This window comes from Neisseria sp. CCUG12390, from assembly GCF_047837985.1.
Taxonomy (GTDB): domain Bacteria; phylum Pseudomonadota; class Gammaproteobacteria; order Burkholderiales; family Neisseriaceae; genus Neisseria.
Genome location: NZ_CP181244.1, coordinates 1,354,971 through 1,367,892, shown reverse-complemented (window position 1 = coordinate 1,367,892; position 12,922 = coordinate 1,354,971). Strand labels below are relative to the sequence as shown.

Sequence of the window (12,922 nt, the reverse complement as noted above, 5' to 3'; positions counted from 1 at the left end):
CAGACATGACCCGTTATTTATCTGCTTTGATGTTGGCCGCACCGATGGCGGTTGTGGCTCCTTATGCCGCTGCCGCCTCGCACCCTGCGCAAACGCAAATGCAGCAGAATATGGATACGGTATTGAAAATTGCGCGCAGCCCGGCAAGCGAAGCGCAGAAAGTGAAGCAAATCGAGAGCTATGCCAACCGCTATTTGGATTACGAGCGTATTTCCGCCTTGGCAGTCGGCGCGCCTTGGCGTAATTTTTCCGCCAAGCAAAAAAGCGAATTCATCAGCGCATTCAAAGACATGATTATTTCCATGTATTCTCATTCGGCTTTGGTCGGTGCGGCGGATGCGAAAGTGAAGCTGTTGCCGAAAATGACTTCCAACGGCAACAAACACGACGTTTTCTCCGAAATCCAAACCAAGAGCGGCACCAAATACGAAGTGGCATACCAGCTTTACAAAGTCGGTTCGGTTTACAAAATCTACAACATCCGCGTGGACGGTGCAAGCCTGGTAACGATTTACCGTAATCAATTCAATGAGTTAATCAAACAAAAAGGCATTGACGGCGCGATTGCCACCGTGAAAGCCAAGGGTTTGAAAAAGCAGTAAATTTTAATTGGAAAAGGCCGTCTGAATGTTCAGACGGCCTTTTCTGTATCCGGCTTTATTCGAGGTCTGAAACGATACTATTTTGAAGACGCTTCTGCTTTGAATGCGTCATGCACCGGCTTGATTTCCGCCAAACGCGCTTCATCGATGCGTTGAGCAATTAAATGCTGCTGTCCGTTTTCGGCACATTGTGCGGCAATTTTGCCGGTATCGACGGCATTGGCCGCGTGCAAAAGGTTCAGCCACTGTTCCCGCTGCGGATACGCAGCATTTTCAAAATTCAGACGGCCTCTCTGGTCGGCCACGCACACGTTCAAGGCCGTCTGAAAGCGTTCCGGCCGTCTGAAGGCATCGGTTTTCTTTAAAGTATTCAATACGGTAGCCGCTTTCAGTTGGCCGACTTGGTGGAAAATGATGTGCCAGCGGCAGACCAGTTCGGCCAATTCAGCACAGGCTTTCGGCGCGCGCAAACGCCGGTTTACCTCGCGCACAGGCTCCACGCCGGCCAAATCATGGCCGTAATGTTTGGGCAGGATTTCAGACGGCGTTTTCGCCTTGCCCAAGTCGTGTAGAAGGGCGGCGTAGCGTTCGGGCAGCGTCAAGTCCATCTCCGCCGCTTTTTGCAGCACCATCAGCGTGTGGATTCCGGTGTCGATTTCGGGATGGTAATCCGCCCGCTGCGGTACGCCGAACAAGGCTTCCACTTCAGGCAGCAATACCGCCAGCGCACCGCATTCGCGCAATACTTCAATCATTTTGGCCGGGTTCTTTTCCATCAAACCTTTGGCCAGCTCCTGCCAAACACGTTCCGCAACCAGCGCATCAACTTCTCCATCCGCGACCATCAGCCGCATCAGCCGCATGGTTTCGTCTGCCACGGTAAACCCGTAGCGCGCGGCAAAACGGGCTATACGCAAAATTCTGACCGGATCTTCGGCAAACGCCGGCGAAACATGGCGCAAAATGCCGTCTGAAAGGTCTTTTTGCCCGCCGAACGGGTCGATAATCAGGCCGTCTGAATCCTGCGCCATCGCGTTGATGGTCAAATCGCGGCGCAGCAAATCCTGCTCCAGCGTGACGTTTTTATCGGCGTGAAACGCAAATCCGGCATAGCCTCTCGCCGTTTTGCGCTCGGTGCGTGCCAGGGCGTATTCTTCGTGGCTTTCGGGGTGGAGAAACACCGGAAAATCTTTGCCGACGGGTGTAAAACCCTGCGTCAGCATGGTTTGGGCATCGGCACCGACCACGACCCAATCGCGGTCTTTCACTTCCAATCCCAGTAAATAATCGCGGACGGCACCGCCGACAAGATAGGTTTTCATGGTGGTCTTTCGTTTTATCGGGTTTTGCAACCCTGCCGGTTTCAGACGGCCTTCACATATGGAACACAGGCAGCTTGCCAGTATTTTTGCGTAGGTTGGGTTGCAAACGCAACGGTTCTTAAAGTTCTAAAAGTTGGATTTGCAACCCAACCTACCGCTGTTTCAAATAGTAACAAATCAATTGGTTATGTATTCGGGCGGACGCATCATTTTCAGACGGCCTGTCCTTCAATCATTATCTTTTCCCAGAGCCTCAAAAGCCGCTTTCATGGTCGGGTTTTTACGCGTGAGTTTTTTCACGCTCAGCTCTTCGGCTTTGTTATTGGCCAGGCGCAGGTTGTTTTCGGATGAGAGCAGGGCTTCTTTGGTTTTTTGCAGGTGGGTGATGGTTTTGTCGATTTCTTCGATGGCCGTCTGAAACTTGCGGCTGGCGAGTTCGTAATTGCGGGCAAACGCGGTTTTGAAGGTGTTCAAATCTTCTTCAAAATTCGTGATGTCGATGTTCTGCGCGCGCATTTGGGCGACTTCCTGCTTGTATTTCAAAGTGTTGAGCGCGGCGTTGCGCAGCAGTGAAATCAGCGGAATGAAAAATTGCGGCCTCACGACGTACATTTTCGGATAAGCGTAGGAAACATCGACGATGCCGCCGTTGTAAAGTTCGCTGTCTGTTTCCAAGAGCGACACCAGCACGGCGTATTCGCATTTTTTCTCGCGGCGGTCTTTGTCCAACTCTTTGAAAAAGTGTTCGTTTTTCTTTTTAGTAGCGGTGGTTTCGTTTTCGTTTTTCATCTCGAACATAATCGAGATGATTTCGTTGCCGTCTGAATCGCATTCCCGGTAGATGTAGTCGCCCTTGCTGCCGCCGGCCGCGTCGTTGTCTTTGCCGAACACGGCTTGCGGGAAGGCGGTGGTGCGGATGCGGTTGAATTCGGTTTCGCAATGCTGCTCGAGGCTTTCGCCGACCATTTTGGTGGACTGGCGCGCTTTGAAATCTTTATAGAAAGCAATGGCTTCGTCTTTCTGTTTCAATTCGGCTTGGTATTGCTCGCGCAAGGCCTGTTTTTCCAGTTCGCGCTCTTTGGCCTGCAATAAAAACTTGGCGTTGAGTTCGGCCAGCTCGCGTTCCTTGGCGGAAACGGCGCGGTGGATTTCCAATTCTTTTTCGGTGTTTTTCGATTTTTCCAACGATTCGGCCTGCAAACGCAAAGCGGCGATTTGCCGGTCGCGTTCGGCAAGTTGGGTTTTCAGACGGCCTTCCGCTTCGGCCACGGCCAGCAGGCTGTCTTTTTCATGGCTTTTCAAATGCGCGGCCAGTTCGGCCAGTTCGCGTTCTTTGGCGGCGAGTTTCTGCTGATAAGCCGCTTCCAGCGTGTTTTCCGCCAGCTTGATTTCGGTGTCGAACTGGCGGCGGCTTTGCGCCAAACGTTCGTCCAACTCCTTCTGAAATTCCTGTGTGCGAACCTGATTGGCAATGTCGGCATAACCGGCTTCGTCCACAGTAAAGGCGGTGTGGCAATGGGGGCATTTGATTTCGGGCATGGCGTTCTCGCGTGATGTGTCGAGTGGTGATTTTAGCAGAAAGGCCGTCTGAAAAATATTTTCAGACGGCCTTTGGGTTTTAGGTTTTCATTTTTATTGACGTGAGCCTGAAAAGCCTATTGGATGGGTGGTATAAGTATGTTTATGCATCGGATCTTGATTACGCACTTCAATATGTCCGGCAATTTCTTCCGCATTTGGGCCGAAGAATCCCAAACGGTATTGCGCACTTACACCCAAGGCGTTTCCTGTTGCATTGCCTTCTATGCCTGACATGGGTTGTCTGTCATTATGACCGCCAATTAATCTTGAGTCGATATTGTCGCTGATTCGCGCTTTATGCAGGGTAATATCGCCATGTTCTTTCAAGCCGGTAATCATGCCGTTGCCGGTTTTGTCGGCGAAGTCAACATGATAAGACAATACGCCTTTGCCGCTGCCGTTGAAGGCAATGCCTTTGTAATGAAAGTTACCGGTCATTTTGTTAACGATTTTCGGTTTGGTAAATTCTCCGAATGCGGCATAAGATTCAAAGTCGGTAAATGAACGGTCTAGAGTGTTCAAATCGATTTTTTTATTGTCATGGTAGAGTTCCACCAGCACACCGCCGATAATGAGCGAATGTGGCAGATGGTTGATTTTCATATTGTCTATTTCTTTCAGTGTTTTATAACCTTTTCTTTTGACGTCTTCTTGGTTCAGATACCTTTCTTGAAGTATACCTTTGATTCACTGTACCCTAGCGGAAAAACTTTACTGAAATCAACAGATTGATTCGTTTTAAATGTATGTCCATTCATTGTTTCTACCAATACAACATCTTTAAGCGGGGTTGAAACATAAGACATCTTTGGTGCGATATAACTATTTTTCTGTATATGGTTTTGCGTCGCGGTACTGTCGGCATTGGGCTGATGATTCGCTCCGCCGCCTCCGCCGCCGCAGGCGGTTAATACGGAAATCATGGCAAGGGCGGGGAGGGTTTGGGTGATGTTCACGGATGTTTTCCTTTGCATGGGATTAATGACATTATTTTATCTTTTTATCATTTTTCATTCTGCGTTCATATGCAAAAGGTCATTTATCGGGTTGAACGGATGAAGGCCGTCTGAAAGGTTTTGCAGAAATCTGCTTTGTCTTTCAGACGGCCTTTGCCGTGATTCAGTCGCATTTCACTGCGCCGACATCATAATGGATGTTGTGAAATCCGTTCAGGCTGCTGCGGTGGCCGATGCTGATGATGATGCTGTCGGGCGTTTTTTCGCGGATGGCACGGTAGAGCCGGGATTCGGTGGCTTCGTCGAGCGCGGAGGTGGCTTCGTCGAGCAGGATGATTTTGGAGGGTGAGAGCAGGGCGCGGCAGAAGGCGACGCGCTGGAGTTCGCCGGGTGAGAGTTTGTGTTGCCAATCATCGGTTTTGTCGAGCCGTCCGATTAAGTGGTCGAGGCGGCAGAGTGCCATTGTTGATTCCAGATCGGGATGTTGCGGGTCGGTATCGGGATAGCAAATCGCTTCGCGCAGCGTGCCTTGCGGGGTGTAGGGACGTTGCGGTACGAACAGGATTTGGTTGCGCTCGGGCTGCATGATTTCGCCGCTGCTGCCGAACGGCCATAATCCGGCCAGCGAACGCAGCAGGGAGGTTTTGCCGCAGCCGCTGGGGCCTTTGATCAGCAGGGAATCGCCGGGTTTGGCATCGATGTTGATGTTGTCGAGCAGGATTTCGCCGTTGTTGCGGTAAAGGGCGACGTTGTTGAGTTTGAGGCCGTCTGAAACGTGTTTCATCTCGGGCTTGGGCGCGCTGTGTTGTTCGTGGGTGCTGAGCAGGAAGCCGTATAAACGTTCCAAACGGGCGCGGTAGACGGTGAATTCTTCGTAGAACATCCGGAAAAACGACAGGGCGCGTTGCAGCCGGGCGAAGGCTTGCACGGTTTGCTGTACGTCGCCGATTTTGATTTGTCCGGCAAACAGGCGCGGGGCTTGCAGGATAATCGGGAAAAGCTGGATGCCGTTGCTGAACATGTCGTTAAAGCCGCTCAAGGCGACGCTTTGGCGGGCGATGCGCCAGCGGTTGCGGATGATGGCGGCGAAGCGTTCGGAAAGTTGCGATTGTTCGCGCCATTCGCCGTCGTAAAACGCCACGCTCTCGGCATGGTCGCGCACGCGGATGAGCGAGTAGCGGTAGTCGCCGTTAAGTTTTTCGTTTTCGTAGTTGTAACGGATCAAAGGATTACCGATCCACATGGCGATAAAGGTGGCCAAAATCACGAAGATAAACACAAACCACACGATGCCGCGCGGAATATCGTAGCCGAATACGGTGAGAATTCCGGCCAAGCCCCACAATACAAAGGCAAATTCCAGCGACGACACCACCGAATTGAGCATCCCGCGCACAAATTCGATGGTGGAAGTGATGAAATCCTGCGCGTCCTGCTGGATACGCTGGTCGATGTTGTCGGGCGAATGGCGGCGCATTTGCAGGCGGTAGTAGTTTTTGTTTTCCAGCCAGCGCGTGGTCAGCACATGGTTGAGTTTTTCCGACCATTTGATGGCCAGGCTTTGGTCGAGAAAATCGTTAACCACGCCGTTGAACGTGCGCAGCAGCACCACACCGGCATTCATGGCGGCAAACTGCCAGAACGCCTGTATTTTCATGTCCTGCATGGAGCTGTACAAGCCGTTGGACATGAAGGTGCTGAGTACGTTCAGGCGGATTTCGGTCAGCAGAAGCACCACCATGACGATGACGGCGGCGGTGATTTTGACGCTGCTTTTCCGTGTCAGACAAAGTTTGAGTATGTATTTGAATTCTTGGCCGAATCGGGTTTTCGATGCGAAAAACAAAATGATGATGAACGCGGCCGCCACGCCTGCGAGCGTTTGCAGCAGCCACAGCGGAGTGCCGTAAAGCTCGGTTTGCCATTTTTCCATGATTGGGTTGTCTTTGCCGACAGTCAGGCCGTCTGAAAAATTTCAGACGGCGTTTAACTGATAAATTGAGAGATTATTGTGCAGAGTGTTGTATATAGTGCGCAGACTCAATGATAAGAATAATTTCTATTTAATTTTATAGAAGCGGGGAATGTTATCAAATATAATGCCCGTTCAAAATGTTTTTGCGATTTTTTACCAATCATTCATAGTCAGAGAGAAAAGCATGAATACCAAATTAGCCTTAATGCCGCTGATGATTGCCAGCGCGTTTGCCCATGCCGCCGGTGAAAGCGGCAATACGGCATCGGCTCCGTATCAAGCCGAACTGCAGCAAGTAACCGTAAAGGGCGACAGAAATTATGCGCAGGCCGCCAAATCGTATTCCATCGCCAGCGACGGCGATTTGAAAGACCGCGTGAATCTGGGGCTTTTGGGTAAGGCCAACGCGTTTACCGCACCGATTACGGTCGTCAATTACGATGAAAAAATTCTGGAAAACAACGCGGCGCGCACATTGGTGGACACGGTGGCCAAAAACGACGCTTCGACGTGGCAGTTCGGCGGCGAAACCAACACTTTGCAGGGCATTTATGTACGCGGTATGCAGCTTGACGCACGCCAGTTCAGCGTCAACGGCTTGGCCGGCATGTATGCTTACCAAAGTTCGCCTACCGCTGCGGTCGGGGCGGCGCAATTGATTAAAGGCGCGTCCAGCGCAATCAACGGCATGGATCCCGAAGGTGCGGTGGCCGGTTCGGTCAATATCGAAACCAAAAAAGCATCGGAAGAAGGCAACCGTAAAATCGGCTTGGGCTATTTCAGCGACAGCCGCGCACAAGGCAGCGTCGATTTCGGGCAGCGTTTCGGCGAAAACAAAGAATGGGGCGTGCGCGTGAACAGCAAACTGCGCCACGGTGACACGCCGCGCGACGGTTACGGCGAAGACAACAAAGAATTCGCCCTGAATGCCGATTATAACGGCGGCTCATTGCGCGTTTCCTTCGACAGCATGTATTCGAAACGCAAAACCACCGGCGGCCGCGCGCGTTTTCAAGATTTGCAGAACCTCGATTTCGCCCTGCCTGCCGCACCCGACGGCAGTATCAATCTCGTTCCTTCATGGCAGGCGCAGATCACGCGCGACCAAACCAATATGCTGACGTTTGAATACGATTTTGAGTCGCCGGTTCAGCTGTTCGGCGGCATCGGCTACAACAAGTCGCGCTATTTCGGCAATTTCGCCCAGTTGCAGGCGCGCGGGGAAGACGGAACCTACCGCATCGGCAGCGGCACGCGCAACGGCTCGCGTCTGAGCGACCAAACCGCCAAAACGTTCAGCCTGAACGTGGGCGCGCGCGGCGAGTTCGAGACCGGCGCGGTATCGCACAACTGGAGCACGGCCTACGACCGCGTCAAACGCGACCGCAAAAACTATTGGGGCAGCGCATACACCCCCGTCATCACCACCAATATCTACAATCCCGTTTGGAGTAGCGACGTTCCGGTTCTGCCTCCTTTATCGGCAACCCCATCCGTCGATTCCGCCTATGTTGCGGACAGCTTGGCGGTATCGGATACGATGGCATTTTCAGACGGCCGCTACCGCCTGACGCTCGGCGGACGCTTCCAGCGCATCGAACAGGAAAACCGTTTGGATAACGCATCAGGTTCCGCACACCGTTTCAGCCCGATGGCCATGTTCGCATGGCGGCCGACCACCGATTTGGTGGCATACGGCAACTACATGGAAGATTTGGAACCGGGAGAGCTGGATTCGGAAACCGGCAGCATGGCCGATCCTAAAGTGAGCAAACAGTTTGAAATCGGCGTGCGCAAAAACTGGGGCAACTGGGTTACTTCGCTCAATGCCTTCCAAATTTCGCGTCCGGGCTATTGGCGCGGCAACAGCACAAGCGGCACCGATTTTGCCCGCATGAATGCGCGCGCAGGTGCGGCTCAGGGCAAAGAGCGCAACCGCGGTATCGAATTGAACGCCTACGCCAACCTGTTGAACCAAACCCTGCGCCCGAGCTTCGGCATCATGTATCTGAAATCCGACCTGATTGATTATCCGACTTATTCGGACAATCTTTCAAACGGCGACCAGGTCAGCAGCCTGCGCATTGTCGCCAAAGCAGGCATCGAATGGGATACGCCGTTTGTCAAAGGTCTGACGCTCAACGGCGGCATCCAGCACTACGGCAAGTCTTACCAAGATACTGCGCGCCAATACAAACTGCCGTCCTACACCTTAGTCGACGTAGGCGCACGCTACAAAGCCAAGCTGGGTAAAAACGAATTGACGGTCAGTACCGCGGTGGAAAACCTGTTCAACAAGTCTTACTGGCAGGTACAGCGCGGCCAGTACGACCGCAGCTTCGCCGTGTTGGGAATGCCGCGCACTTATTGGTTGAAAGCGGAATATTCGTTCTGATTGAAAGTGAATCAAAGGCCGTCTGAAACAGTTTTTCAGACGGTCTTTATGATTTGATTTTTAAGAGATTTTTAATAAAAAATGGGTAGGCCGGGTGTAAACCCGACATGACAAATTCCCGTATCCAGACCCTATGCGGATTATGCAGAACAAGGCCGTCTGAAAATTTCAGACGGCCTGAAACCTTTCCACAATCCGGATTAAATCAGATTAAGCCTGACAAACTACACCCGTCATTCCCGCGCAGGCGGGAATCCAGGCCTTTTGGTTTTAGAAATATTTATAAATTACAGTAAGTTAGAATTCCGGATTCCCGCCTGCGCGGGAATGACGGGGCAGAGATTTTGAATATTTTCGGGTTTTGCAAAAGCCTATCGGTACGGATTTATTCGGTGAGTAGGTCAGTGTAAACCCGACATGACAAATTCCCGTATCCAAACCCTATGCGGATTATATGGAACAAGGCCGTCTGAAACTTTTCAGACGGCCTGTCAATATGGATCTATTCGGAAACGTTCAAACCGAAATGCAGATAAGCGCGTTCGGTGGCGACGCGGCCGCGCGGTGTACGCTGCAAAAATCCCTGCTGAATCAGGTAAGGTTCGATGACGTCTTCAATCGTATCGGTGGATTCGCCGATGGCCGCGGCCACGTTTTCCAATCCGACAGGGCCGCCGCCGAACTTGTGCAGAATGGCTTCCAGGAATTTCCTGTCCATCATGTCCAAGCCTTTGGCATCAACATCCAGCATACTTAAAGCCGCATCCGCTATGGCTGCATCAATTACGCCGCCGTTTTTCACCTCCGCATAATCACGCACGCGACGCAACAGGCGGTTGGCAATGCGTGGCGTACCGCGGCTGCGTTTGGCCACTTCCATTGCGCCTTCATCGCCCATGTTCAACGACAATAATTGCGCCGAACGGCTGACAATCGTCGCCAAGTCATTGTTTTCATAGAATTCCAAACGCGAAACAATGCCGAAACGGTCGCGCAGGGGATTAGTCAGCATACCCGCGCGCGTCGTTGCGCCAATCAGCGTAAACGGCGGCAGATCGATTTTGACCGAACGCGCCGCAGGGCCTTCGCCGATCATAATGTCGAGCTGGTAGTCTTCAAGGGCAGGGTAGAGGATTTCTTCCACTACCGGGCTTAAGCGGTGGATTTCATCAATAAAAAGAACATCATGAGGCTCGAGGTTCGTCAAAAGGGCGGCTAAATCGCCAGCGCGTTCCAATACGGGGCCGCTGGTCTGGCGCAGGTTTACGCCCAATTCTTTGGCGATGATGTGCGCCAAGGTGGTTTTGCCCAATCCCGGCGGGCCGAACAGCAAAGTATGGTCGAGTGCTTCGCCGCGTTTTTTGGCCGCTTCGATGAAAATTGCCAACTGCTCCTTAGCCTTGGTTTGGCCGATATAGTCCGCGAGCGTTTTCGGGCGCAGGGCGCGCTCCAAAAGCTCCTCTTGGGCGGAAATCGATTGCGCGGCGATGATGCGCTGCGGCTGTTGGGCGGTAAGGTTATCGGTTTGCAACATTATTCGTTCACTTCAATCATCGGCAAATGCCGTCAATATTTTTCGGTTACTGCCAACATTTCAGCCGTAGGGCGGACGCTTGCTGCCCACCGTTTTCGGAATCTTTGTTTGCACGGTATTTCCAATCTGCGGATGGCAAGTCTCCACACTTCACGTGTGAAAATTTCAGACGGCCTCAAGGTTGCACGGCGGCTAACCGCGCATTTCGCGCCAAGCCAGATAATCGCGCAGCGGCGGCATGGGCGGGTTGATGCAGTGCGGACACACACCGGTGATGTCTTCGTCGTCGCTGTCGATATGGTATTCGTTCGGATCGAAACGCTGCTGCTGCAAAACCGCCTGAGCCAACGCCTGCGCCTGAACCACGTCAAAATCAAACCGCTGTAAAATTTCCTGCAGCAACGCAGTTTCGCCGGTGCTGAAATCCCCGGTTCCGGCAATAATCATGCGCCGGTAATCTTCGTTGGCAATTTTTCGAATCAATAAGTCGGTGTTGAGCATAAGGCTGTTCGGGAATCATGGGGTAATGTGTGGGATTATACCGCATAAGTTTCGCGTTCCGAGATTATTCAGGCTGTTTGAAAACAATGCCGTCTGAACATTTTTTCAGACGGCATTAAAGCGGCAAATCGAATTTACTGCACGCCGTTTTGCTTGGCTTCCAGGCGTTCCCATAATTCCAGTTTTTCCAGCAGCAGCGTTTCGATTTCTTCCGCACGCGCCTGCAATGCGCCGGCTTTTTCGTAGTCTTTGAAAATATCAGGGTCGGAAAGCTGCGCGTTGATGGCGGCCTGCTCGCTTTCCAGCGCGGCGATTTCATCGGGCAGGGCATCAAGTTCGCGCTGTTCTTTGTAGGAAAGTTTGACCGTGCGGTTGGCTTTGGGCTTGGTGTTTTTGTCGGTTTCGTTTTCAGACGGCCTGTCGGCTTTCGGCGTTGAGGCCGTCTGAAAAGTCTGTTCGCGTTTTTTCGCATCGAGATAGTCTTCGTAGCCGCCGATGTATTCTTTCAGACGGCCTTCTCCTTCGAAAACAATGCTTTGCGTAATCACGTTGTCGAGAAACATACGGTCGTGGCTGACGAGAAACACCGTGCCCTGATAGTCGCGCAACAGTTCTTCCAGCAATTCCTGCGTGTCGATGTCGAGGTCGTTGGTGGGTTCGTCGAGCACGAGAATGTTGGCCGGTTTGGTAAACAGTTTCGCCAGCAGCAGGCGGTTGCGTTCGCCGCCGGAGAGCGATGAAACGGGGCTTTGCGCGCGGGCAGGGTGGAACAGGAAGTCTTCCAGGTAGCTCATCACATGGCGTTTTTTGCCGCCCACTTCCACATAATCGTTGCCCTGGCCGAGCGTGTAGAACACGGTGTCGTTTTCGTTGAGCACGCTGCGGAACTGGTCGAAATAGGCGACTTCCTGCTTGCTGCCCAGGCGGATGCGGCCGTAGGTGGGTTGCAGTTCGCCCAAAATCAGCTTTAAAAACGTGGTTTTACCGATGCCGTTGGGGCCGATTAAGCCGATTTTGTCGCCGCGCTGGATGATGGCGGAGAATTTGTCCATGATGACTTTATCGCCGTATTGGAAGCTCGCGTGTTCGAGTTCTGCGATGATTTTGCCGCTTTTTTCGCCCGTATCGAGTTTGAAGCTGACTTGCCCCTGCACTTCGCGGCGTGCGGCGCGCTGGCGGCGCAGCTCTTCCAAACGGCGCACACGGCCTTCGTTGCGGGTGCGGCGCGCTTCGATGCCTTTGCGTATCCACGCTTCTTCCTGCGCGTGGAATTTGTCGAACAGGCGGTTGTGTTCGGCTTCCACCGCCAATTCCTGTTCCTTTTTCTCGCTGTATTTCGAAAACGAACCGGGGTAGGAGCGCAGCGTGCCGCGGTCGAGTTCGACGATGCGCGTGGCGGTATTATCGAGAAAACGGCGGTCGTGGGTAATCACCACCATGCTGCCTTCAAAGGCTTTGAGCAGGCTTTCCAGCCAGATAATCGCGTCGATGTCGAGATGGTTGGTCGGCTCGTCGAGCAGCAACACATCGGGTTTCTGCACCCAAGCCTGCGCCAGCGCGACACGTTTTTTCTGGCCACCGGAAAGGTTGCCGATAAGTTCGTTTTCAGGCAGGCCGAGTTCGCCGATGGTTTGGCGGATAGCCGCGTCAAACTGCCAGCCGTTTTGCGCTTCGATTTGGTTTTGCAACTCGTTGAGTTCTTTGATTAACGCGTCGTCCGAACCGCTTTCGAGCGCGTGGCTGACCTGATGGTAGCGGCGTAACACGTCGCGCAGTCCGCCCAAACCTTCGGATACTGCGTCGAACACGGTGAGGCCGTCTGAAAAAAAACTTTCCTGCGGCACATACACCACTTTCAGGCCGCTCTGCATCACAATCTGCCCGTCGTCGAGCTTCTGCACGCCGGCGAGGATTTTTAAAAACGACGACTTGCCCGCACCATTCCGCCCGATTAAGCCGACTTTTTCGCCGCTGTCTAAGCGGAAAGAAGCGCGGTCCAAAAGGGCGACGTGGCCGACGGCGAAAGAGGCGTTTTCAACTTGCAGGATGTTCATGG

The 12,922-nt window shown here is 52.7% G+C and carries 10 protein-coding genes; 2 read left to right on the top strand and 8 right to left on the bottom strand.

All coding sequences use genetic code 11. From position 1 onward, the window contains the following. Positions 1 to 5 precede the first annotated feature (5 nt). On the top strand, positions 6 to 602 hold the full coding sequence (locus tag ACM67E_RS06445) for an MlaC/ttg2D family ABC transporter substrate-binding protein (protein WP_416190647.1): 597 nt from the start codon (positions 6 to 8) through the stop codon (positions 600 to 602). Positions 603 to 679: 77 nt separating this feature from the next. Here ACM67E_RS06445 and ACM67E_RS06440 read toward each other — a convergent pair whose 3' ends face one another. The 5 genes from ACM67E_RS06440 to ACM67E_RS06420 form a co-directional block, all read right to left on the bottom strand. After that, a complete protein-coding gene (locus tag ACM67E_RS06440; protein WP_416190646.1) occupies positions 680 to 1,924 on the bottom strand; it encodes a multifunctional CCA addition/repair protein in 1,245 nt (414 codons plus the stop codon). Positions 1,925 to 2,152: 228 nt separating this feature from the next. After that, positions 2,153 to 3,463, bottom strand: coding sequence for a DUF2130 domain-containing protein (locus ACM67E_RS06435; protein WP_416190645.1), 1,311 nt, complete (start codon positions 3,461 to 3,463; stop codon positions 2,153 to 2,155). A 93-nt stretch (positions 3,464 to 3,556) separates the two neighbouring features. Beyond that, positions 3,557 to 4,108, bottom strand: a complete 552-nt coding sequence (locus ACM67E_RS06430) for a factor H binding protein domain-containing protein (RefSeq protein WP_416190644.1) — start codon at positions 4,106 to 4,108, stop codon at positions 3,557 to 3,559. A 53-nt stretch (positions 4,109 to 4,161) separates the two neighbouring features. Then, complete coding sequence (locus ACM67E_RS06425; protein WP_416190643.1) at positions 4,162 to 4,461, bottom strand: hypothetical protein; 300 nt, start codon at positions 4,459 to 4,461, stop codon at positions 4,162 to 4,164. A 163-nt stretch (positions 4,462 to 4,624) separates the two neighbouring features. Beyond that, a complete protein-coding gene (locus tag ACM67E_RS06420; RefSeq protein ID WP_416190642.1) occupies positions 4,625 to 6,394 on the bottom strand; it encodes an ABC transporter ATP-binding protein/permease in 1,770 nt (589 codons plus the stop codon). Positions 6,395 to 6,620: 226 nt separating this feature from the next. On the opposite strand from ACM67E_RS06420, the gene ACM67E_RS06415 reads away from it, so the two are divergent. After that, complete coding sequence (locus ACM67E_RS06415; protein ID WP_416190641.1) at positions 6,621 to 8,831, top strand: TonB-dependent receptor; 2,211 nt, start codon at positions 6,621 to 6,623, stop codon at positions 8,829 to 8,831. A 502-nt stretch (positions 8,832 to 9,333) separates the two neighbouring features. Here ACM67E_RS06415 and ruvB read toward each other — a convergent pair. The 3 genes from ruvB to ACM67E_RS06400 all read right to left on the bottom strand — a co-directional run bounded on the left by ruvB (position 9,334) and on the right by ACM67E_RS06400 (position 12,920). Next, positions 9,334 to 10,365, bottom strand: a complete 1,032-nt coding sequence (gene ruvB, locus ACM67E_RS06410) for a Holliday junction branch migration DNA helicase RuvB (RefSeq protein ID WP_416190640.1) — start codon at positions 10,363 to 10,365, stop codon at positions 9,334 to 9,336. 192 nt (positions 10,366 to 10,557) lie between these two features. Continuing rightward, a complete protein-coding gene (locus tag ACM67E_RS06405) occupies positions 10,558 to 10,866 on the bottom strand; it encodes a hypothetical protein (protein ID WP_416190639.1) in 309 nt (102 codons plus the stop codon). Positions 10,867 to 11,000: 134 nt separating this feature from the next. Continuing rightward, on the bottom strand, positions 11,001 to 12,920 hold the full coding sequence (locus ACM67E_RS06400; protein WP_416190638.1) for an ATP-binding cassette domain-containing protein: 1,920 nt from the start codon (positions 12,918 to 12,920) through the stop codon (positions 11,001 to 11,003). Between the last annotated feature and the right edge of the window lie 2 nt (positions 12,921 to 12,922).

Bases quoted from the DNA above. Each gene is read 5' to 3' on its own strand.
- ACM67E_RS06445 (WP_416190647.1), top strand. From the start codon at position 6: ATGACCCGTTATTTATCTGCTTTGATGTTGGCCGCACCGATGGCGGTT.
- ACM67E_RS06440 (WP_416190646.1), bottom strand. From the start codon at position 1,924: ATGAAAACCTATCTTGTCGGCGGTGCCGTCCGCGATTATTTACTGGGA.
- ACM67E_RS06435 (WP_416190645.1), bottom strand. From the start codon at position 3,463: ATGCCCGAAATCAAATGCCCCCATTGCCACACCGCCTTTACTGTGGAC.
- ACM67E_RS06430 (WP_416190644.1), bottom strand. From the start codon at position 4,108: ATGAAAATCAACCATCTGCCACATTCGCTCATTATCGGCGGTGTGCTG.
- ACM67E_RS06420 (WP_416190642.1), bottom strand. From the start codon at position 6,394: ATGGAAAAATGGCAAACCGAGCTTTACGGCACTCCGCTGTGGCTGCTG.
- ACM67E_RS06415 (WP_416190641.1), top strand. From the start codon at position 6,621: ATGAATACCAAATTAGCCTTAATGCCGCTGATGATTGCCAGCGCGTTT.
- ruvB (WP_416190640.1), bottom strand. From the start codon at position 10,365: ATGTTGCAAACCGATAACCTTACCGCCCAACAGCCGCAGCGCATCATC.
- ACM67E_RS06405 (WP_416190639.1), bottom strand. From the start codon at position 10,866: ATGCTCAACACCGACTTATTGATTCGAAAAATTGCCAACGAAGATTAC.
- ACM67E_RS06400 (WP_416190638.1), bottom strand. From the start codon at position 12,920: ATGAACATCCTGCAAGTTGAAAACGCCTCTTTCGCCGTCGGCCACGTC.